Source organism: Paenibacillus marchantiae (genome assembly GCF_028771845.1).
GTDB classification, from domain to species: Bacteria; Bacillota; Bacilli; order Paenibacillales; family Paenibacillaceae; genus Paenibacillus; species Paenibacillus marchantiae.
This window is the reverse complement of the sequence record NZ_CP118270.1, coordinates 195638-218200: the sequence shown is the minus strand read 5'-3', so window position 1 is coordinate 218200 and position 22563 is coordinate 195638. Positions and strand designations below refer to the sequence as shown.

22 protein-coding genes are annotated in these 22563 nt (G+C 47.3%); 16 read left to right on the top strand and 6 right to left on the bottom strand.

Annotation, left to right across the window (positions count from 1 at the left end; genetic code table 11):
* Window positions 1-63: 63 nt before the first annotated feature.
* Window positions 64-1167 (bottom strand): stalk domain-containing protein, encoded by a 1104-nt coding sequence (locus PTQ21_RS01105; RefSeq protein WP_269054182.1) that lies wholly within the window; start codon window positions 1165-1167, stop codon window positions 64-66.
* Window positions 1168-1819: 652 nt separating this feature from the next.
* On the bottom strand, window positions 1820-2026 hold the full coding sequence (locus PTQ21_RS01100) for a hypothetical protein (RefSeq protein WP_063567093.1): 207 nt from the start codon (window positions 2024-2026) through the stop codon (window positions 1820-1822).
* Window positions 2027-2363: 337 nt separating this feature from the next.
* Here PTQ21_RS01100 and PTQ21_RS01095 point away from each other — a divergent pair, with 337 nt between their 5' ends.
* The 10 genes from PTQ21_RS01095 (at window position 2364) to PTQ21_RS01050 (ending at window position 13441) form a co-directional block, all read left to right on the top strand.
* The gene (locus tag PTQ21_RS01095; protein WP_274570429.1) at window positions 2364-3992 is read left to right on the top strand and encodes a copper amine oxidase N-terminal domain-containing protein; all 1629 of its coding nucleotides are present in this window, start codon (window positions 2364-2366) and stop codon (window positions 3990-3992) included.
* A 310-nt stretch (window positions 3993-4302) separates the two neighbouring features.
* Window positions 4303-4755, top strand: coding sequence for a disulfide oxidoreductase (locus PTQ21_RS01090; protein WP_269054181.1), 453 nt, complete (start codon window positions 4303-4305; stop codon window positions 4753-4755).
* A gap of 17 nt (window positions 4756-4772) precedes the next feature.
* Window positions 4773-5216, top strand: coding sequence for a FixH family protein (locus PTQ21_RS01085; RefSeq protein ID WP_079697130.1), 444 nt, complete (start codon window positions 4773-4775; stop codon window positions 5214-5216).
* Between the two features lie 89 nt (window positions 5217-5305).
* On the top strand, window positions 5306-6286 hold the full coding sequence (locus PTQ21_RS01080) for a LacI family DNA-binding transcriptional regulator (RefSeq protein WP_079697129.1): 981 nt from the start codon (window positions 5306-5308) through the stop codon (window positions 6284-6286).
* Between the two features lie 207 nt (window positions 6287-6493).
* Entirely contained in the window at window positions 6494-7813 is a 1320-nt protein-coding gene (locus tag PTQ21_RS01075) for an ABC transporter substrate-binding protein (protein WP_218670791.1), read from the top strand.
* Between the two features lie 201 nt (window positions 7814-8014).
* Window positions 8015-8899: a carbohydrate ABC transporter permease gene (locus PTQ21_RS01070; protein WP_079697128.1), complete on the top strand. Its 885-nt coding sequence runs from the start codon at window positions 8015-8017 to the stop codon at window positions 8897-8899.
* Window positions 8899-9726 carry a carbohydrate ABC transporter permease gene (locus PTQ21_RS01065; protein ID WP_079697127.1) on the top strand — a complete coding sequence of 276 codons (828 nt, stop codon included), beginning with the start codon at window positions 8899-8901 and terminating at the stop codon, window positions 9724-9726. Before PTQ21_RS01070 ends, PTQ21_RS01065 begins: the two co-directional genes overlap by 1 nt.
* Before the next feature lie 45 nt (window positions 9727-9771).
* Window positions 9772-11325, top strand: coding sequence for a glycoside hydrolase family 32 protein (locus PTQ21_RS01060; protein ID WP_274568551.1), 1554 nt, complete (start codon window positions 9772-9774; stop codon window positions 11323-11325).
* A gap of 202 nt (window positions 11326-11527) precedes the next feature.
* Window positions 11528-13009: an alpha/beta hydrolase family protein gene (locus PTQ21_RS01055; RefSeq protein ID WP_274568550.1), complete on the top strand. Its 1482-nt coding sequence runs from the start codon at window positions 11528-11530 to the stop codon at window positions 13007-13009.
* A 24-nt stretch (window positions 13010-13033) separates the two neighbouring features.
* Window positions 13034-13441 (top strand): MerR family transcriptional regulator, encoded by a 408-nt coding sequence (locus PTQ21_RS01050; RefSeq protein ID WP_063567097.1) that lies wholly within the window; start codon window positions 13034-13036, stop codon window positions 13439-13441.
* Between the two features lie 114 nt (window positions 13442-13555).
* Here PTQ21_RS01050 and PTQ21_RS01045 read toward each other — a convergent pair whose 3' ends face one another.
* The 4 genes from PTQ21_RS01045 to PTQ21_RS01030 all read right to left on the bottom strand — a co-directional run bounded on the left by PTQ21_RS01045 (window position 13556) and on the right by PTQ21_RS01030 (window position 16893).
* Window positions 13556-14233 (bottom strand): M14 family metallopeptidase, encoded by a 678-nt coding sequence (locus PTQ21_RS01045; protein ID WP_090811335.1) that lies wholly within the window; start codon window positions 14231-14233, stop codon window positions 13556-13558.
* A gap of 95 nt (window positions 14234-14328) precedes the next feature.
* Window positions 14329-15297 carry an ABC transporter ATP-binding protein gene (locus PTQ21_RS01040; RefSeq protein WP_274570428.1) on the bottom strand — a complete coding sequence of 323 codons (969 nt, stop codon included), beginning with the start codon at window positions 15295-15297 and terminating at the stop codon, window positions 14329-14331.
* 22 nt (window positions 15298-15319) lie between these two features.
* Window positions 15320-16120 carry an ABC transporter permease gene (locus PTQ21_RS01035; protein ID WP_072735579.1) on the bottom strand — a complete coding sequence of 267 codons (801 nt, stop codon included), beginning with the start codon at window positions 16118-16120 and terminating at the stop codon, window positions 15320-15322.
* Window positions 16117-16893: an ABC transporter permease gene (locus PTQ21_RS01030; protein ID WP_274568549.1), complete on the bottom strand. Its 777-nt coding sequence runs from the start codon at window positions 16891-16893 to the stop codon at window positions 16117-16119. Before PTQ21_RS01030 ends, PTQ21_RS01035 begins: the two co-directional genes overlap by 4 nt.
* Before the next feature lie 305 nt (window positions 16894-17198).
* Here PTQ21_RS01030 and PTQ21_RS01025 point away from each other — a divergent pair, with 305 nt between their 5' ends.
* From PTQ21_RS01025 to thiD, 6 genes are all read left to right on the top strand, one after another.
* Entirely contained in the window at window positions 17199-18041 is an 843-nt protein-coding gene (locus PTQ21_RS01025; protein ID WP_274568548.1) for a DegV family protein, read from the top strand.
* Between the two features lie 135 nt (window positions 18042-18176).
* Entirely contained in the window at window positions 18177-18896 is a 720-nt protein-coding gene (locus PTQ21_RS01020; RefSeq protein ID WP_275078665.1) for a response regulator transcription factor, read from the top strand.
* Entirely contained in the window at window positions 18893-19825 is a 933-nt protein-coding gene (locus tag PTQ21_RS01015) for a sensor histidine kinase (protein ID WP_420800352.1), read from the top strand. The genes PTQ21_RS01020 and PTQ21_RS01015 overlap by 4 nt, the downstream gene beginning before the upstream one ends.
* A gap of 129 nt (window positions 19826-19954) precedes the next feature.
* Window positions 19955-20878 (top strand): ABC transporter ATP-binding protein, encoded by a 924-nt coding sequence (locus tag PTQ21_RS01010; RefSeq protein WP_079697120.1) that lies wholly within the window; start codon window positions 19955-19957, stop codon window positions 20876-20878.
* The gene (locus PTQ21_RS01005) at window positions 20871-21569 is read left to right on the top strand and encodes an ABC transporter permease (RefSeq protein WP_274568547.1); all 699 of its coding nucleotides are present in this window, start codon (window positions 20871-20873) and stop codon (window positions 21567-21569) included. Before PTQ21_RS01010 ends, PTQ21_RS01005 begins: the two co-directional genes overlap by 8 nt.
* A gap of 104 nt (window positions 21570-21673) precedes the next feature.
* A complete protein-coding gene (gene thiD, locus PTQ21_RS01000) occupies window positions 21674-22486 on the top strand; it encodes a bifunctional hydroxymethylpyrimidine kinase/phosphomethylpyrimidine kinase (RefSeq protein WP_063567104.1) in 813 nt (270 codons plus the stop codon).
* Window positions 22487-22563: the final 77 nt, after the last annotated feature.

The following is a 22563-nucleotide window of genomic DNA, read 5'->3' as shown; positions in this document are numbered from 1 at the left end:
ACTTCAATGTGTCTTGATATAAATATTTATTTTTATGTTAGTTGATTTTCTAAGAATTAGCCTTTATTTCACTTTTTGCACAGATACAGCCATTTGCTCCAGCTGTGTGTGAGTCAATGCATTATTTGCCGAGCTGAGAGTCACATAGCGATCATCCAGTTTGAATGTCAGCATGTCGGTTTGATCCGGTGTGTACCACTTGGCGGTAACGCCGTTTGGCAGTTTAACATTTTTGCCGTCATAGCTGAAGGAATAGTCTTTAGGTGACACACTGACATTCATGTGATTGAAGACAAAGTTTACTCCATCACCACCAGCACCCACACTTTTGAATGAATCCCCGGCAATCATGTGTTGTGGTGCGTAAGCAGTCTCGAATCCTTGGAATTTCGCAAAGGCTTTGCGGATGGCGGCTGACTGTTCTTGGGTATATTTCACATCAGCGAAGCCCGTAACGCCCTGATCATTACCTTGAACCTTTTGCACAGATACAGCCACTTGCTGCAACTGAGCCTGAGACAGCTTATGGTCAGGTGAGCTTATTGTGACATAACGATCATCCAGTTTGAACGTGAGCATACCCGTTTGATCCGGTGTGTACCACTTGGCGGTAACGCCATTGGACAGTTTTACATCTTTGCCATTGTAACCGTCCGAATAATCTCTTGGAGACACATCCACTTTCATATGGTTAAAAGTAAAGCTTACTCCATCGCCACCAGCGCCTACACTTTTAAACATATCACCTGCAATCATCTGTTGAGGAGCGTATGCTGTCTCGAAGCCGTCGAACTGTGCAAACGCCTTTTGAATGGCTTCTTTTTGCGCTGCGCTATATGTTACATTGCTCAATGCGGACGCATTGCTTGTAGCTTCTCCGATGATAACCTGTCCTTTTTTACCGTCATACGATACAGGTACATGCAGCGCATCAGCAATGGCACGTACAGGCAGATAAGTTGAATTGTTGTATGTGATTGGAGCCAGTTTCTTGCCGTTGCCATCAGTCGGTGAGTACGCCGCACCGTCAACATTGAAGCTGATCCCATGGTTGAGGTATGCCGAGATTTTCTCCAGCTGAGTTCCTGCGAATACGCCCGTTGCTCCTGTTAATGTCATGCCCAGTACCATCATCGTTGCTGCGGATTTCTTGAAGTTTTTCTTCATGTGTATAACTCTCCTTTAGTTTATATAAGTTGAATTGGGGGATTTACACCTTACCACTCCGAGTGCAGTACCAACTTCCGATCGCTCTTACCCCCAGATTTTCTTGAATCCTTTTATAAGGGGAAAATCCGGGGATAAAGGCGAAGCCTATGCTTCCGAAGAAGCTTTCTTACAGAAAGCTTTTAGCTACGCTTCTTCAGATTGGTTCTGCCCTCTCCGTTATGGTGTAAAAGTCAGATTCAACTTATATATTGTGTTTTTTATAAATGGCTTGCTGTCCTTATGGCTTTATATTACCCGCTGAACATATCCAGAATAATTCTGAATTATCTCCAACTTGTAAACATGTGTAAGGATCTTGGCATTTGGAATTTGTTATTTACAGAGGAGAGCATTCACATTATAGATGTTGGAGAAGCAAGGAGAGAGAAATGGGAGAGAATGTAGATGATTTTGAGCAGGGATACACGCAGGAAGGTAAGTTTTTCAGCAGGAAAAGTCTTTATGAACAAATTCATTTGTGGGTGATACGTGGACTCTTGGCCATCATAAGAGAGAGGGGAATGGTTCGCCAAACCATCCCATATGTACAACGAAATTTTAAAATTACTCGAAAAGTTCAGACATGTACTTTGCTGAGAGTAAGCGCTATTCAGTTCACTAAATACAGGACGAAACCGCCTATGCCGAGAACGATGGCACCAACGTATACATAAGTAAGTTTGCTCAGATTTTGCTTGGTCCTGCGATCATATTCGGGGTTGCTGGTCTGATTCGCTTTCGAATTCCCGATGATCATGGTAGCAATTCCACCGAACAGGGCAATGCCAATAATTAAAATATAGGGCAGCAATGTCATGCGATGAACCTCCTTCATTGAAATCAATTGTTCTGTTCATTGTACTTCAAGTTTACCTTGGATGTAAGCTTTTTATTGATAAATTAAGGAAAATAAAGTCCTTCACTTACAGTATGTATGCAGTGCTGAATGGAGCAGATCACTATAATTTTAAATTTTTAAATTTGAGATAAACCTTGTTGTGGCGCGTATTTGCGGCTTTCCTGGACGGAGGCTGCAATTTTTTTTGCCCAGAGAGGTGATCCAGATTGAAGAACCCTGCGTTACACCCTATGAAGACGACGACGAGGAAACAAAGGATAAACAAAACTAACCGAGGAGTGAACACGTAATGAAAATGAAAATGAAGAAATTTATCGCACCCATGCTGAGCTTGACGTTATTGATGCCGGGAATCGCCGGGGCTGCTGCAGCAGCACAGACACCAATGACTACAATGAAGGCAAGTGTTAATACACCTGCTGCTGACCTGAGAGCGAGCCTGGATCACCTGTTATCCGAACACTTTGCACTCGCAGTAACCGCAATGGCGAAGGCATATGACGGAGCAAAAGATGCAGACGCAGCTTACAAAGCACTCGACCAAAATGCATTGGATATGCAGCCGGCAATCGCTTCCCTTTACGGTGATGCAGGAGCCAAAGAATTCGAACGTATCTTCCGCGCTCATAACAAATATACAGATGATCTTGTGAAAGCAACTAAGATGGGTAACCAGGCTGGAATCAAACAGGCACAGAATAATATTAACGGTTTTGTAGAAGAATTCTCTACATTCCTCAGCACCGCAACGGAAGGCAAATTGCCAAAAGCGGCAGCTAAAAATGCTTTGAAAGTACATGAAGATCTCGTGCAAAAAGTATTTGATGAATATGTAGCAGGTGACTATACAGATGCATACAAAGCTTACCGTGAAGGTTTCAAAGAAATGTTCGACGTGAGTAAAGCACTTTCCACAGCAATCACAACACAAATGCCTGAGAAATTCGAGAATAGCAAAGCGGACACACCAGCAGCTGATCTGAGATCTGCACTGAACCACTTGGCTTCCGAGCACTTCGCTCTGTCGGCTCTGCAGATGCAAGAACAATATGATGGCCGCACAGCAGCATCCAATGCACTGGTTACAGCTGAAGCTGGAAACACAGCGGATTTCAAAGCAGCGATCGCTTCCATTTACGGTAATGACGGTGCCAATGCGTTCGAGAAAATTTGGGTAACCAACCACGTGAATGCACAAAGCGACTATGTAACAGCCGTTAAAAACAATGATGCAACCGCTCGTGCAGCTGTCGAGAAACGTATTGACGGATTCACCACGGAGTTCGCGACATTCCTGGATTCCGCAACAGCGGGTAACTTGCCAAAAGCTGCCGGACAGCAAGCATTGACTACACATGAGAAGCAAGTACAACAAGTATTGGATCAATACGCTGCGGCTAACTACGGAGGTTCGTACACGACCAACCGTGAAGGATTCAAAGTTATGTTTGGTGTAGGTCAAGCCTTGGGTAATGCAATTGTCACGCAATTCAATGATAAATTCCAAGAGCAACCCACTACACCGACAATGCCTGAAACAGAGACAACAACTGTATGGATGCAGCTGAACAGCAAAACGCTGAAAATCAATGACAAAACAACCAACATGGACACCACGCCAATGCTCTGGAAAAACACAACCTACATTCCATTGCGCTTCTTGAGCGAAGGAATTGGTGCAACCGTGAAATGGGATAAAAAAGCACAACAAGTAACTGTAATGGCTGGCAATGATACACTGAAGTTCTGGGTGAACAACAATGTTATGGAAGTGAACGGCATGAAGAAAAATGTGGGCGCAACAGTCTTTGTTAACAAAGATGGACGTACACAAGTGCCACTGCGTTTCATCGCTGAGCTTCTTGGCTGGGATGTAAAATGGGCGCAAAAAGATGGCTCCATCACACTGACTAAATCCATGTAATCACTATTTATAAAAAGAAGAACGAAAAAAGCTGCCCCATACGGCAGCTTTTTTCGTTTTCATTTCAGCGCCTTTACCTTCATCTTACTTGGTGAACCTGCAATCCAATCTGCATCACATGGACGCAAAAAGGCCACATCAAAATATTCAAAAATTTGGTATAATTGAGGGAGCCAGCAACCTCGCCGTAACGTATAATTGATCACGGTACGGTGGTGGACTGTACATAATCGGATTCACTAGCCCGTTGGAGTCATGTATGTTGTATTATTATTCGGTATGATCAAACAAGAAAAGGGGGTTCAAGCGGATGGACACAGCTTCAAAGCCTGAGCGACGGGCAAAACATATTGATACCCGTCTGTTTATTGCCTGGGCCGTATCAGTCATTGCGACTGGAGGCAGCCTTTATTTTAGTGAGATTAAGGGATACATCCCCTGTGATCTGTGCTGGTTCCAACGGATCTTCATGTATCCGTTAACGATTTTACTTGGCATTGCCTACTTCAAGGATGACGCGGGAATTACCAAGTATGTTCTTCCCCTTAGTTTCATTGGAGGCGGAATCTCGTTATACCATGTAACGATTCAGCGTATTTACTCGGCTACGGGCAGTTCAGTGGCATGCGGACAAATTCCGTGTTATACCGATTACTTGAACTGGTTTGGTTTTATCACAATTCCGTTACTTGCACTGATCGCATTTATCATCATTATTGTTATGCTGTGGGGAATTGGCAAAACATCAAAATCTTCTTCATAAGAAAGGACAGATGATTGATGAGCGGACAAGTCCGTTGGTTCATGCCCTTCATCATTCTGATCCTCCTGACTGCGGGATGCTCCTATGAGGAGCAGTCCCAGTCTGGTGAGATGCCGGAGATGATCAAAGTACAGCTTGTGGTCCCTGACGATGCTCCTCTCCATAAGCCCGTTACCTTGCAGGTGAAGCTCACTCAGGGTGATGTACCGGTAAGCAATGCAGATCAAATTCAATTCCAGATCTGGAATGAGCTTGAGGATGCCCCAGCAGTCTCGCCTGAACTAGGAATGATGACAGAGGATAAGCTGGAGAAACAAGGCGCCTTGAAGGCAAGCGAGGTTGAGGATGGTCTGTATGAGGTGCAGTATACATTTGAGCAGGCAGGTACGTATGTGGTTCAGGTCCATGTGACACATGGGGCCATGCACAGTATGCCCAGAGCGAAGATCCAGGCGGAGTAAAGAGTAGGCGGTCGGGGGGATTGGTTCCGAACTGGAAATACGTATATAATCATTAAGATATGAAGAATGTTGTAGGAAAAGAGGTTGTTATGGCAACAATTCATGATGTTGCACTCAAAGCAGGCGTTTCCGTAACTACCGTCTCGCGTGTATTGAACAATCGGGGTTACATCAGTCAGAAGACCCGGGATAAAGTGTATCAGACCATGAACGAACTGAATTATCGTCCCAATGAAATTGCCCGTTCTCTGCTGCGCAAGCAGTCCAACGTCATCGGCTTGATTATTCCTGATGTGTCACATCCGTTTTTTGGTGAACTGGCAAATTATATCGAGTATCATGCATACCGGAACGGGTTAAAAATGATGCTGTGCAACTCACACATGGACCCTTCCAAAGAGCGAGAGTATGTGGAAATGCTCAAGGGTAACCGGGTCGACGGAATTATTATGGGGAGTCATACGCTCGAAGTGGATGAGTATATGAATCTGCATTCTCCCATCGTTACATTGGACCGGCAGATTGGTGCCGATATCCCATTTATTTCATCCGATAATTATCAGGGCGGAGTTATGGCGGCCGAATTGCTGCTCGCGAAGGGCAGACGGCACGTGGCGCATATCTGCGGCAATCTGGAACTGCAGATGCTGTCTAATCGCAGAACGACAGGCTTTACGGATACATTGGAGGCACATGGAATCAAGCCGGTCATAATCCATGAAACCGATCTGAATGTGTTCAGTCAGCATCAGTACACCGAGTTGGTCGGAAAACTGCTTGCTCAGCATCCCGAAGTGGATGGACTGTTCGTAACCAGTGATTTGATGGCCATTCATGCCTTGAAACAGATCGTGCTTCATGGCCGCAAAGTGCCCGAGGATATCGCAATTGTCGGTTATGACGACATCCAGGCGGCGGGGTATGCGATGCCAGGCATTACAACCATAAGACAGCCAATGGAGGCCATGGCTGAGCTTGCCGTCGAATTGATCCGAAGCCAGATCGCTGAGGAGGAAATCGGGATGGAGCATATTTTACCAGTCACACTGGTGGAGAGAGAGACGACCTGAACAAGGTCGTTTTTTGCATGCTTCTATTTTTCTATACACTGTAATGATCATTGTGCTTCTTCCAAAATACGTAATATAAGATGGTATAAATAGGGGAAGAAAAATTAGTTTATTTTTTATGTCAAACGATTGACATGTCAAACCTTTGACATTATAATCTGATTTGTAAGCGTTTCCTTTTATATTAATGAACGGGGGCCATGACAGATGAAAAGAGAGCAGAAATGGATGAAATTATCGGTATTATCTTTAATTATGGTTGTTATGTTATCCGCATGTGGCGGTGCGAAGACAGAAACAGGCTCGGGATCATCCTCATCGGACGGTGACGTCAAAATCACGCTTCTGAATTCCAAAGCGGAGATTAACACTCAGCTGGAACAGGCAGCCAAGGATTTTCAGGCCGAGAATCCCGGTATTACGCTGGAGATTGTGCCTGTAGGCAACGGTCAATCTCCATTTGAGAAAGCATCTGCGCTGTATGCGTCCGGTAACCCGACAACGATGATGATGCTGGATACAGGGGATGTTGAGAAATTCAAGGATCGCGTTCTGGACCTCACTTCAGAGAAGTGGATGAAGGATGCCGTCGAGAATAGCACATCGGCTACCACATTTGATGGCAAAAATTATGCATTTCCTTTCTCCATTGAGGGATACGGTTTCATCTACAATCAGCAGGTGCTGGATCAGGCTGTAGGTGGCACATTTGATCCTGAATCCGTACAGACTACTGCTCAGCTTGAAGAACTATTCCAGAAGATTGCAGCCACAGGAAAATCTCCTTTGATTGTCTCTCCGATGGACTGGTCGCTCGGCGCCCACTACCTTGGGCTTGCATATGGTGGACAGTCTCCGGATCGTACGAAGGTCGATCAATTTATTAGTGATCTCAAGGCAGGGAAGGTTGATTTGGCTTCCAACACCGTCTTCAATGGTCTGATGGATACGTTTGATCTGATGAAGACCTATAACATCGACAAAGCGTCCCCTTTGTCCGGGACGTATGAGCGTGGACCCGAAGTGCTGGGAAAAGGAGAGGTGGGCATCTGGTTCCAGGGGAACTGGGCTTGGCCGCAAATTCACAGCTTTGATACAGCGGATGGAAAATACGGCTTCCTGCCGGTTCCTGTGAGCGACAATCCGGACGATTTTGGCAACACCCAAATTTCCGCTGCCGTATCCAAACGTATTCTGATCGACAAGGAAAAGAGCACACCAGCGCAGCAGGAAGCAGCGAAGAAATTCCTAGACTGGATTGTCTATGAGGCTAAAGGACAGGATTTCCTGGTGAATCAGGCGACCATCATTCCGGCATTCAGCAATATCACTCTTGAACCGGCTGATCCGCTCGGCAAGTCGATTGGGGATTACATTAAGGCAGGTAAAATCGAGGAATCAATGAGCACGCTTCCAGCCGATCATTGGTCCAAACTGGGTGCTTCCATGCAGAAATATTTGGCTGATGTAATTGACCGCAAAGGACTTGCCAAGGAAATTCAAGACTATTGGACCAAGGTAAAATAAATCCTACGTCAAAATAAACCAGAGTAGCACAGGGCACAGGCGAGGAACATCCTTACCTGCTGCCCTCCGGTCTTCTGGTGTTGCATACAGAGAATGGACGGTTGCTGGGGACAAGAGGTGGAGCGACGAGGGTTTTCGAACTACCATTCCCCTCTCCGGCCAACCGGCAGTCAATACAGTTGGACAGAGTGGAGGATGACAATGCTGACCGAAAAAGGATTATGGACCCGTCTGCGTACCCGACTGATTTTTACCGGACCGACGCTTTTTGCGTTCGCTACCGTCATGATTATTCCGTTTTTATACGGCATCTATTTGACGTTTACAAACTGGGATGGCATTGCTGTGGAGCAAAGTCTTGTGGGTTGGGACAACTATATCGGCGTGTTCAAGGACACCGTGTTCTGGACATCATTCGGGATGACGCTGGAATACGTATTTATTACGGTAGTACTAACGAATGCGGTTGCATTCCTGCTTGCCTACGCGGTAACACGGGGCATAAAGGCGCAGGGATGGTTCCGGGCGGGCTTCTTTCTGCCTAATCTCGTCGGTGGAATTGTGCTCGGCTTTATATGGCAGTTTATTTTTAATCAGGTGCTGGTATTTGCCGGACAGAAAATGAACATCCCGTTGTTCGCAGCCTCTTGGCTGTCAGACCCCGACAAAGCCTTCTGGGCCCTGATCGTCGTTACCGTATGGCAATATGCCGGGTATATGATGGTCATCTATATTGCTGGGCTGATGAATGTGCCCAAGGATGTGATGGAGGCAGCCAGTATTGACGGGGCAAGCAACCGCAAGATGCTCGCACGGATTGTATTGCCGCTGATGGTGCCGTCATTTATCGTGTGCGTGTTCCTGTCACTCCAGCGGGGCTTTATGGTCTATGATCTCAACGTCTCCCTAACCAGCGGCGGACCGTTCAAAAGCACGGAAATGGTGTCCATGCATGTGTATGAACAGGCCTTTCTGGCTCGTGATTACGGGCTTGGCCAAGCAGAGGCGTTTGTCCTGTTTATCCTGGTTGCCACCATTACACTGCTCCAGGTTTATTTCAGCAAAAAACTGGAGGTGGAGGCATAATGGCTGGACAATCTCGTATTTTTGGCTGGGCTAAGCTGCTTTCATTAATGGTAGCGCTGGTGTTGTTCATTTTTCCGTTTCTGCTGCTAATCACGAATTCATTCAAGGCCAATCAAGCCATTACATCGGACCCACTGGGTCTTCCAGCGTCCTTTCAATGGGATAACTACGTTAGCGCCTTTGATAAAATGGGATATATGTCAGCATTCGGGAATTCGTTGCTGATTACAGTGGCAGGTGTACTGCTGATCGCCCTGCTCGCAGCGATGACGGCTCATTATTTTGTACGGCATAACAGCAAGCTGAACCAATATCTTTTTTTCCTGATGGTAGCGGCCATGATTATTCCTTTTCAAGCCATTATGATTCCATTGGTGAAAATATACGGTTCACTCGGTCTGCTGGATAACAAATGGTCGCTCATTTATATGTACATCGGCTTTGGTAGTCCACTGGCTGTATTCATCTATCATGGCTTTATCAAGAGCATCCCACTGGAGTTGGAAGAAGCAGCATTAATGGACGGCTGCGGCAGAGTGCAGACCTTCTTTCGCATCGTATTGCCGGTGCTGCTGCCCACAAGTGTTACGATTGCCGTGTTGAACGTCCTGTGGATATGGAACGATTTCTTGCTTCCTTCTCTGGTACTGACTTCTTCCGAGCAGCGTACGCTCCCGTTATCCACCTTTTATTTCTATGGGACCTATACGGTCGATTACGGCCCATTGATGGCTGGTCTCGTGCTGACGCTGCTGCCTGTGCTGGTGGTGTATCTGTTCGCGCAAAAGTATATCATTCAGGGTGTGATGCAAGGGTCCATCAAATAATCGGCTTGAGGAAAATTGCAGTAGAGAGACAGGAGTGATAGACATATGAATCAGGAACTGGACGTAAAACAGGAACCAGAAACAGACCTCAAACACAAGTCAGATAACCCACTGCCGGATACACAGCATCAGACGCAGGAAAGCTATACACTTGACCGGGCTGATGCTTACATCAGGGAAAATCGGCAACATGTGAATCCAACCTATCGCCTGGCGTATCATTTGATGCCTGAAGTAGGCTGGATGAACGATCCGAACGGTTTTGTATACTACAGCGGAATGTACCACATGTTCTATCAGCATTATCCCTATGCCCCGGTATGGGGACCCATGCACTGGGGTCATGCCGTCAGTCATGATCTGATCACGTGGTCTTATCTTCCGGTCGCGCTCGCACCGGATCAGAGCTACGACAGCGGGGGATGTTTCTCTGGCAGCGCGATCGTTCAGGATGGCAAGCTGCTGCTCATGTACACGGGACATGTCGTGACGGGACCGGATAAGGATAACGATTACCGACAGACGCAGAATATTGCTGTATCGGGCAATGGGGTGGATTTTGTCAAAAGCGGCCTGAACCCGGTTATCCGTCTGGATCAGATTCCGGAACACACGAGTCCGAAGGACTTCCGTGATCCAAAGGTGTTTGAACGAAATGGGACATTCTATTGTGTATTGGGTTCCAATGATACGGAAGGCGGTGGCTTAATCCTTCTGTATCGTTCAACCAATCTGCTGCAGTGGAGCTATGTCAATGTACTCGCTCAAAGTGACGGCACACTCGGGGATAACTGGGAATGTCCCGATTTCTTTTCTCTCGGCGGCCGGGATATTCTGATCATGTCTCCGCAGCGAATGCCAGCCCAGATGGACAACTATCGCAATTTGCACTCCACCGTTTACATGATTGGCGCACTGGATGAATCGCGGGGCGTACTGGAATATGAGCAATATCATCCGCTGGATTACGGGTTTGATTTTTATGCGCCGCAGACAACGGATGATGAGCAAGGACGTCGCATCATGGTGGCATGGATGGAGACGTGGGAGATGGATATTCCAACTCAGAACGGTCACCAATGGGCAGGGGCGATGACGTTGCCTCGCCAGATCGTTCTAAAGGGGGAGCGATTGTTCTTCCTGCCAGTCCCGGAGCTGGAGCAATATCGTTCGAATGAGGTTGAACAACATGACATCCGCTTGGACGGCACACGGGACTTGGGGATGGAAGGAGATCAATACGAACTGTTTGCCGTCTTTGAAGCAGATCGGGCAGAGCAATTTGGATTGAAGCTGCGTACCGGCGAGGGAGAGGAGACGGTCATTGCCTATGATGTGCAGCAGTGTAGACTCCGTCTTAATCGGGATCATGCAGGAGCCGGGCCCGGAGGTGAACGTGCTGCTGAAGTGCAGCTGCATAACGGTAGACTGGAGCTGCGAATTTTTGTGGACGTCTCGTCGGTTGAAGTATTTATTCAAGGTGGAGAGAAGGTCATGACAGCTCGTATTTATCCAGGGCCGAAATCCACAGGGATCACAGCGTTTTCCTCAGGAGAGTGTACCTTGACTGAAGTTCGCAAGTGGGATCTGAAGGTATAGCATTTTTCGACCTCTGTAGAGATGCTTGCTTAAATTGTGTTAAAAAGAACTGTTAACGTGGACGTATTTGATCCCAAACAGTTCTTTTTGATTTGAACGAAAATGTTTAACTTATCGAAATTCAGATCAAAATATACCTTGACCTTGAAGTATACTTCAAGGTTTATCCTTGATGTATTACAACATGTTGGAGGTAAGATCGATGAGAATTTTGGAATGGATTTTGGTCATTGTGACGGTTATTAGCGCAATTGTCATGTTGATGGCTCCCAAACGTCGGGCAGTGAAAGTGGGTACGTTGTCGGCATTGGCACTGGTTATTCTATTGCATGGGGTAATCGATCGTTTTCGTGTGCAGCTGTTGCCCACCTATATCGTAGCCCTTGTTTTACTGATTGTATTGGCGATTCAACTGTGGAAGTCCGGACGCAATATGCAGAACATACAAAAACCGAAACGTCGTTCGTGGTTCAAAACCATCTTGGCATCTATTCTGGTGCTGGCTCTCAGTGCAGGTTCAATGGTGCTAACGTCGCTTTTCCCTGCATTCACGATGCCTGAACCGACAGGTTCATTTGCCATAGGCACCTATTCGCAGCAGTTAACGGATGAATCTCGGGAAGAGACCAAGACGGCTGAAGCGGGTGATAAGCGAGAACTTATGATTAATGTCTGGTATCCTGTAGATCAGGAAACAGCCAAAGGATTACCGCTAGAGCATTATCCTGCCGAGTTGGGAGAGGCGATCAGTCTCGTATTTGGCATTCCACCGGTGGTGTTCAGTTATCTTGATACGATTCCCACGCATGTGGTCAAAGGCGCTGAGGTGTCTGCCGCACAGAGCAAGTATCCAGTATTGCTGTTTTCACCTGGAATACGCTCTGCACGCTTTCAAAGTATGACCGCGATTGAGGAACTGGTAAGCCACGGCTACATTGTTGTTGGGATCGACCATCCGTATACCTCAGCTCAAGTGACATTCCCGGATGGACATGTTGCTTCTTATGAGCCGGATCCTGAAGATCTAACGTCAGAGGAAGTGTATCAACATAATATAGAAGGTGTTGGCATTCGTGCAGCTGACGCAAGCTTTGTACTGGATACGCTCACCCAGTGGAATAAACATGATCCGAATCAACTGCTCGAAGGCAAGCTTGATCTGGATCATGTCGGTATCTTTGGTCACTCTTATGGTGGTGCGACAACAGCGGAAGCACTAGCGCAGGATAGCCGTTTCAAAGCAGGACTCAGTTTGGAAGGCGGATTCTGGGGGAGCGTATCCACTACAGCCTTGAAACAGCCGTTTATGTATATCATGTCAGGTGGAACAGCCAAAAGTTTTGACCCGAACGCCACTGCCAAGGATAAAGTGTTTTATCCCGAGTTTGAAACGGATTTGGATCGGGTGATGACAAGCAGTCTCAATGACACGTATTACTTGACCGTGGATCATTTCTTCCATCAGAGTTTCACGGATATTCCGTTAATTTCACCTAAACTGTTTGCCAAAGGCATAACACCAGAGCATAATGTGGACATTACAAGATCATATACATTGGCCTTCTTTGACCGTTACTTGAAGGGAGAAGAGCAGCAGCCTTTGCTGGAAGGGTCGTCAGACCGTTTTCCCGAGGCTACTTATGATAACAAGTATACCAAGTTGCGGAGCAACCAGGCGGAATAACGCGGAGATGGATGGAGGAGTAGCATGAAAACCATGACAAGAGGAGAGTTAGCCAAACGTACGGGTGTGAGCATGGCAACGCTCCGGTATTACGAGGACAGTGGAATTCTGCCTGCTCCCCGTCGTTCGTCCAACGGATATCGTGTGTATACCGAGGATTATCTGGTTAAGGTCAAATTCATTAAGGATGCTCAATCGCTGGGTTATTCTTTAAAAGAAATACAGGATACGTTACAGCTGCTTAGTCAAGAGGACATGGAGAGTGAAGCACTTAAAACACTTGTACGTGACCGAATTGAAGAGATTCAGTCGCATATCGATAACCTGCAGCAGATGCAGACACTTCTTGCCGGGTTGCTCCTGACGCCAGAGCATGATATTCACAATTACATTGAATCTTTCCGGATCAACAAGGAAGATGGCAATTCATAAGATAACCCTTTAATCAATAAACACCTTCATAGATCATCCCTGACGCGTTTGGCGTGAGAGATATCTTTGAAGGTGTCTTTTATGTTTCCGGCTCTGCATAACGATTCAAGCAATTCAAAACAGGCCTGCTTCGCGCAGGAAATGGTGCACAATTTCTGTCTGGTATTTGATCCGGTCTGATCGGTTCAGACTCCAGCAGGTCTCCACGGTAACCGAGCGGGCTTGAAGCAGGCGAGCTGCGGCTGTTCGTGCTGAACCGGGCAACTCGTGTTGCTTCAGATTGAAGTGCCTGTCACGAATGGGAATCGACCGATTCATTCGCCCTATAATTCGTTTGCATAACGGAACAGCCTTGCTGCCCGGATTGGTAATCAGAGTTTGTCCTAGTACCCGTGAGCTGCGTTGGGATAATCCATTGGCTTCATGCAGGTCCAGCCACCAGGTAGGTCCATATTGACGAGCAAGCCGAAAGACAGCGGAAGCAAGCGGATGTTTGGCTTTGCCAGAAATATGCCGTGGGAAGGTGCGATTTAAATCAGGTTTTCCTCGGCTTTTGTTTCGATAAGCCTTTTGATTTACTCGTGGAATAATAATGAGGAGTCCACGAGCCACGTGTCGACGCCCTGCCATGCAGTCATTAGCCAGCTTCTGCGCAGCGGCCATGCTCGCGGTTTCATTTCCGTGAACTCCCGATGTAATCATGATAACGGGTCCTGGCTTCGTGCCTCGAACGAGGTAATAGGGAGTGGCGTGTGCACTGGATGCAGCAAGTGTGTGTTTGGTAACAAGCATGACACTTCACCTCCGCTATTACAGTACGTTATGTCCTTCCCGTATGTAACGGCATTTGAACAGGCCTTCATCCAGTTCTGAATAAAATAGGCCAGTCAGTACACTCGATGAATAATATCCTCGAAATCCGGTTCTTTCATCTCGACATCCTCAATCTCGCCCCATTGTTCGAGCTGTTTCAGAATGTCCATTGTGCTCCACTCTTTTCGATTTACCTCGACATTGACGATCTGGCCCTCTGCCCCTGTGATCTGAATGGCGGATGATATAACATCCGGGATATGATACGAACCGCGATACGTCACTCGAATAATCGTTGGCAGACCGATGGTGTCCCGCAGAGAGGGGATGGAACCGTCATACGTAAGTTGACCGTGATTGATCACCATCACCCGACTGCATAGCTGCTCAATGTCGTCCATGTCATGGGTGGTCAGCAAAATCGTTTTGCCAAACTCTTCATTTAATGTACGAAGAAATTGACGAATGTTCCGCTTCGCGTTCACATCCAGTCCAATCGTCGGTTCATCGAGAAAAAGCAGTTCCGGGTCATGCAGCATGGAAGCTGCCAGATCAGCACGCATCCGCTGTCCAAGCGAGAGCTTGCGGACAGGCGTAGCCCAGAACGATTCCAGATCCAGCAGCTCCGCGAACTGGGCTAATCGTTTCGTTTTGTCCTCGGCACGGACTCCGTACATTTCGGCCAAAATATCATACGAATCCTTCACGGGCAGGTCCCACCAGAGCTGGCTGCGCTGTCCGAACACAACACCGAGACGTCCAACCGTACGGCGTCTTTCCTGGTGTGGATTCATACCACCGAGCAACACCTCACCCGAGGTCGGATGAAGGATGCCCGTCAGCATTTTGATCGTGGTGGATTTGCCAGCCCCATTGGGGCCGATATATCCAACAAATTCTCCTTTGCCAATATCAAAGCTAATGTCTCGAACCGCTTCCTTGGACAGATACTCACGTGAAAACAAGGTGCGAAGCCCGGAGAACCGGCCCTCGCGTACCACAGGGGTTTTGAATTCCTTTTGCAGATGCCTCGCTGTAATCATAGTCATGACGATACTCTCCTCCTTAGCTACCTGTACTTTGATATTTGGTTAAACCGAATTTCCAGAAACGCAGACTTGCGGCCAGACTCAGGACGGCTACAACGATAATGGCACCAAGAACCCACGCACCTAGTTCGCCGCGAAGCAGATAGAGTGACGGAACATAGTTGACGAAACCCACCGGGATTACGGTCAGCAGAATGCCAGACATCCATTTGGGATACAACGTCAGCGGATATTGGGCAGCCGTACGCGCCGCATCCTCGGTAATGGTCTGCAATTCCTCAATGCGTGTGGTCCAGAATCCAAGCGTTGCCGTGGCAAGACCAATCGAAAAAAGAATGATGGCACCGGTTAGGATGACGAGCAGAGAGAAGGGGATGACAGTCCAACCGATCTGTCCGCTATGCATCATGCCTGCCAGAGACCAACAGAGAATAAAACCGCCTTGTAACACTTCACCAGCCATGATGCGGAAGTTTTGTGGCAGTAAGGCCAGCAATACGGGCATAGGACGGGTTAACAGTTGATCGAGTTCGCCGCCGACCAGATACTTTTCCAGATGATGCACTTCGTTGCCAAACGTTCGATACAGTGTCTTGGATAGGGTCATGATCGCGAAGAGGTAACCAATTTCATGAAGGGACCAGCCTTTAATGGCTCCGAATTTGTGCAGCACCAGAGCAACCATCAGAAACTCGGAGATTTGAATCAATGCGGCCAGAACGGAGGCCATGACAAAATTGAACTTGTATTGCATCCGACTGCGGATGCTTGTTCGAATGAGCATTTTATATAAAGTGAGCCAGGAAGTTGTTTTCATCCGCCCTGCACCTCCACTTTACGGCGCAATACCTGGGTGATCGCCAGACAGACGAATGTCATGAGGACGCACCAAATCAAGGTTCCCCATAACAAGGAGCCATTTTCATAACCCAGATAGATTCGGGTCGGGACATAGAGCAGGAAAGGATAGGGAGATAACCAGGCAATTCGTTCAAGCCAGTCTGGCAGCCATTCCAGCGGAATGAAGAAACCAGCAAGCAGATTCATCATGGCGTGATTGCCCCAATGCAGCCAGGAGGACTCCGTAGTCCACATCGCGGTGGCGCCAATAATGTAATTCATACAGATGGATAAATAGGATGCGCCGGCAAGACCAATTGCGGCAAATAGCAGGGTTGAAGCTTCTGAGGGCCATTGCAGAGAAAATACGATGGAGAAGAGCAAGTAAATCGGAATGCTTTTGTACACGAACTGGTAGGAAATCTGCCCCCATTCACGTGCCATCAGGTGGGTGAACAGATGAACCGGCCTCATGAGATCAAGCGCGATCTGCCCTGTCCTGACCGTGAGTGGAATACCAAGTCCATTGGTGAGAAAACCCGAGATCCAGAGAGAGGATTGCGTAAACGCAATGTAACTGACCATCCCCTGTGTCCCGTATTCTCCGAGAGAGTGGTCGGCCCCGATGCCAATCCAGAGACAGGCATACATGTAACCGAACATGGCGCTTGCCAGGTTATGTACCATGTGGGCCCCGCGGTATTGCAGGTTCCGGGAGTAGGCTTTGGAAGCCAGAGTGAAATAAAGCATGTGACACCTCCGATAAGTTGGTTGAACGGCGGTTCCGTTCACTTCAGTCAAGGCGAAAAAGAGAGAAGGACAACAGCATACCAATATATTCCTTCACAGGCAAGACATTTTTTTGGCATATACCGGAAGAAATGAGGCTGTTCAACAATGCGCCACAAGACAGTGGTTTGTCCGTTCCTTTATAATTGGGGGGCAAAGACGCAAACGTTTACAATATGAACTATTCAAATTTTAAATAATCCGCCGGGCATGTGCCTGACGATTGAGGATACAGCTTCAACAATCCGGCAAGAGAGAAGGTTGGAATGAGTAAAATTGCATGGGTCACGGACAGTACGAGCACACTCGATCCGCTATTTGCTGAGCAGAATCATGTGTACATCGTACCTCTTCGCATCGTTTTTGGAGAGGAATGTTATCGAGAGACAGAAGACATCTCGTCGGAATTATTCTATGAGAAACTTGATGGGGCTTCACGCGCAAGCAGCTCACAGCCGCCGATTGGTGAATTTATTGAACTGTATGAGTCGTTGAAAGGTAAGTACGATGAGATCATTACCATTCATTGCTCCACTGCGCTTAGCGGTACGCTGCACACATCGATGCAGGCTGCCGAAATCGCAGGTGTGACGGTTACCGCCATTGATTCCAGAGCAGGGGCTTATCCGCTGCGGGAGATGATTTTGCAAGGATTGGAATGGCAGAAGCAAGGCCAGACAGCATCCGAAATCAAACTTCACATCGAACAGATGATTAATAACATGTCCTTTTACCTCATTCCGGCCAGTCTTCAGCATCTACACCGCAGTGGGCGTGTGTCGGGGACCCAGCTTATTCTTAGCCAATTGTTGAAAATTCATCTGCTGCTTCGATTCGAAGAGGGCAAAGTGGTTGTGAATGAGAAAATTCGTACGTTCAAACGGGCCAAACAGCGTATGCTGGATGTGCTCAAGGTGGATATGGGGAAAGTGAAGCATGTATGTATCATGCATGCGAACAATCAGGAAGAAGCCGTTACAATCAAACAGCAGATTGCAGATTTGCTTCCCCGCTTGAAGACGGAAATTATGCCTTTTATCCCTGTGGTCGGAATTCATGCAGGTGCGGGCACGATTGGACTGTGCTGGATACGAAGCGAGAAGGTATAAGGTTGTAAATGAGACCTGGCAGGAGGTTCACTTTGAAACATGAAGTGGCGAACCTGCCGGGTTTTTCGTATTTCATTGCCAATTGATGCAAACTGTGAGGTAATAAAGGAAAACGTTCAAGTTGGAGGGAATCTCGTGTCAAGTTATCGCTTGCTGCTTGTTGAAGATGATCGCTCAATTAGTGAAATGGTCGGTCCTTATTTGGAAAAAGAGGGCTATGACGTCTCTTATGCATATGACGGACTGGAGGCGGAACGTCAATTCAGCCAATCACCGTCAGGCTATGACTTGGTCATTCTCGATCTGATGCTGCCACATAAAAATGGTATGGAAGTGCTTCAGACCATCCGTGCCACCAGTCTGGTGCCTGTGCTCATCCTGTCTGCAAAGGACGGAGAGGTGGACAAAGCCCTCGGCCTGGGATTCGGAGCTGATGATTACTTGAGCAAACCATTCTCGCTGATCGAGCTGACAGCTCGGATCAAGGCGGCTATTCGTCGAGCCAACTATACCGCACAGCCTGCAACTGTGGTCGCTCCGAAGGTACAGCGCATTCACATTGGCGGACTTGTGGTCGATACGGAAACGTATGAGGTCGAGCGTGATGGCATACCTGTAAAGCTTACATCCAAGGAATTTGGTATTCTCAAAATGTTTATCACCCACCCTGGCAAAGTATTTACCAAGGCTCAAATCTACGCTTCTGTCTGGAATGATCATTATTATGGCGACGAAAATATCATTAATGTTCATATGCGTCGTCTGCGCGAGAAGCTGGAAGTTGACCCCTCCAACCCCCGGTATATTAAAACATTGTGGGGTATCGGCTATAAGCTGGAGGTGGACCCGGCGTGACGTTGATCTTTGCCTTTTCTACCGGGATATTGGCTCTTATCGTCATTCTATTAAGCGTAAGGCTGCATAAACGTAGTACCCATCTAACTTACATACATGAGAAATTGACCTCTATTATAGATAAGAATACATTTGAACGCCTGCTCGTCTTTAACAGTGACCCCCAGATAAGCCAGCTCCTTAAGGACATGAATCAGTTACTGGATCATGCACATCGGGCTGAGGCGGGTTATGCCAATCAGGAGAAGGAGATGCGCAACATGCTCTCCAATATCTCACATGATCTGAAGACGCCGCTTACGGTTGTGCTTGGTTATAGTGAAACGCTGCTGCATAGCACTTCCCTAACCGATCAGGAACGCGTAATCATGACTGGAAAAATCCAGGATAAAGCGCAGGAGGTGCTGCGTCTGATTCATTCCTTTTTTGACCTGGCGAAGCTGGAGTCGGGGGATAACGAGCTTACTCTGACCAGGGTCAATATAAGCGAATTGTGTCGCTTGAAGATGATCTCTTTTTATGACATGTTAACGAATCTGGGTCTGCAAGTGGAGCTGTCCATTCCGGAAAGCGATGTCTTCGTGAAAGGTAATGAGGAAGCACTGGACCGTGTGCTGGATAATCTGATCACCAATGCCATGAAATATGGAGCTGATGGCAAGGTACTTGGCCTTTCACTGGAGTATTCAATAGGCGAACAAGTAACACTTAGCATCTGGGATCGAGGCAAGGGCATTCCTGAACAGGAGCACAGCCGTGTATTTGAACGTATGTATACGCTGGAGGATTCCCGTAATCGTCTCTATCAGGGAAGTGGTCTAGGTCTAACCATTACGAAGCGGCTGGTGGAGCGGATGGGTGGAAGTATTGAGCTGCATAGCGTACCTTTTGTACGAACTGTATTTTCGGTTTCTTTGAAACCTTGTTAGGCGCAATTTATACCTTTCACGATAAGCTTAAGGTTTTTGTAAGATTTGATTAATAAAAAAGAAGACTTTTCTCTTTACAATACAGATATAAGAACTCGTCAGGGACGAACGTAAAGGAGAATAAAGAACATGACCTATATTGCGCGGACCATAGGTGTGACTAAGACGTATGCAGGGGCAGAGGTTGTATCGAACGTCAATATGAGTATCAAGCAAGGGGAGATTTACGGGTTTCTTGGTCCGAATGGAGCGGGGAAAACGACGATGATGAAGATGCTGACCAACCTGGTGAAGCCGACTGTAGGTGAGATTGAATTGTTCGGAGAAAAGCTCACGCCTACTTCCTATGAATTGCTGAAACGAATGGGCAGCATCATTGAATATCCTTTTTTCTACGATAATTTGTCCGCCAAGGAAAATCTGGATCTCCATTGTGAATACATGGGGTTTCATAACAAGAAGGTCATTAACGACATGATGGAAAGTGTAGGTCTCAAGGACACAGGCAAGAAGCCTGTTCGTGACTTCTCTCTAGGAATGAAACAGCGTCTGGGCATCGCTCGTGCGCTGATCACAACACCGGAACTGCTCATTCTGGATGAACCGATCAACGGGCTTGATCCCGTAGGCATCAAGGAGATGCGCGATTTGTTCAAACGTCTCAGCTCCCAGTATCGCATTACCTTGTTGATCTCCAGCCATATCCTTGGGGAAATCGAGCAGGTTGCAGACACCGTTGGAGTCATTCGAAATGGGCGTCTGGTTGAAGAAGTATCGATGGACAGCATTCGTGGGAGCCACAGCGAGTACATTGAGCTGCAAACGTTGGACCCACGTAAAGCGACCTATGTGATGGAACATCAGCTAGGGTTGAAAAATTATAAAATGATCGATGACCATACCGTACGTATCTATGATCCGGGCATTGCTCCATCGGAATTGACAGGCAAGCTGATCGGGCATGGCGTTGAGATTGAATCCATTTTCAAACGTGCTCATTCATTGGAAGAACACTTCATGAGCTTAATGAAAGGGGATGGGGACGTTGCTTAAACTGATCCAGCTGGAACTGCGCAAACATCGGTTTGCTCGAAATTTCAGAACGGCAGGAATCGCCAATCTCGTCCTTATCCTGTTTCTCATCATGATAGGATTCACCGACCAAGGGGCAGAAGATTATACTTTTGCTGATTACCATGTCTCCTTCATGTTAATAGATACGTTCGCCAGAGCCGTATTTATCATCTTTGGGGGTGCGCTGATAGCGAAACTGATTATCAGTGAGTATCGAAATAAAACGATGAACGTCATGTTTACCTATCCGATCAAGCGCCAGAAAATCATTGCTGCCAAGTTGATTATCATCTTTATTTTTACCTTTATGATGATTTTGTTTACCGATCTGCTGATGGGAGCCTTGCTGGTTATCACAAACCAATTCTACTCCTTCATTCCCGACACGTTGACGATGAGTGATGCACTGGTACTGCTGCTGAAGTACACGATTAGTTCCTTGTCCGCTGCGGCCATGGCTCTGATCCCTCTATTCTTCGGAATGCGCAAACATTCGGTCACGACCACACTGGTATCATCCATTCTGCTTGTACTTGTGGTGTGTTCCGGATTTAATGGACCTTCTGTGTCAATTAACTCTATCGTCTTCATTCCATTAACGCTGGGGGCGATCGGACTGTGGATTGCTTCGCTGTCCATGATTCGTCTGGAGACAAAAGATGTGAACTGATTCCTTTGGAAACCATACTCCGTATGGCTTCACATGCCATTGACATCTGCTCGTACAAGGGATAGGATAATGTCAACTGAAGGACGAAGGAGAATGCAACTACCATGACGATTCCAAAAACATTAACAATCGCTGGTTCGGATACGAGCGGCGGTGCTGGGATTCAAGCAGATTTGAAAACTTTTCAGGAGCTTGGTGTGTATGGCATGACTGTGCTGACTACTGTTGTGGCTATGGAGCCTGATACGTGGGATCACCAGGTCTTTCCTGTGGAATTAAATGTAGTCGAAGCTCAACTGCGCACCGTTTTGGATGGTATCGGCTTTGATGCAATGAAGACGGGCATGCTGGGTTCTGTAGACATCATTGAATTGGTTGCGAAGCACATCCGCCGGAGCGGACTGCCACAGATCGTTATCGATCCGGTAATGGTCTGCAAAGGTACGGACGAAGTGCTGCAACCTGAGAATACAGAAGCAATGATCGAATTCCTGTTGCCGGGTGCTGATCTGGTTACCCCGAATCTGTTTGAAGCATCGCAGCTCGCGAAAAGTGGACTGATCCGCTCCAAGGAGCAGATGGAAGCTGCGGCAGCTGTCATTCATGATCATGGGGCGAAACATGTCCTGATCAAGGACAGAGGCGTTATTAACCCGGGTAAAGCAATGGATCTTCTCTATGACGGAACGAACTACGAATGGTTTGAAGCCGATGTTGTTGGCTCCGGATATACACATGGTGCAGGCTGCACCACATCTGCGGCAATTACCGCAGGTTTGGCGCGCGGTCTTACTGTGAAAGAGGCTGTTCGTGAAGGTAAAGCCTTCGTGACCAAAGCGATTGCTGGCGGATTCCCGCTAAACCGCTTTGTTGGCCCAACGTTGCATGTAGCACACCGACTGGAGAATCAACGCTAAGCGGTGCGCACATGTAGTGTGTAATCGCGGAGAAAAAACGTGGTTTCAGCCGGAAGTAGCTGTCAATGAGCAGGGGT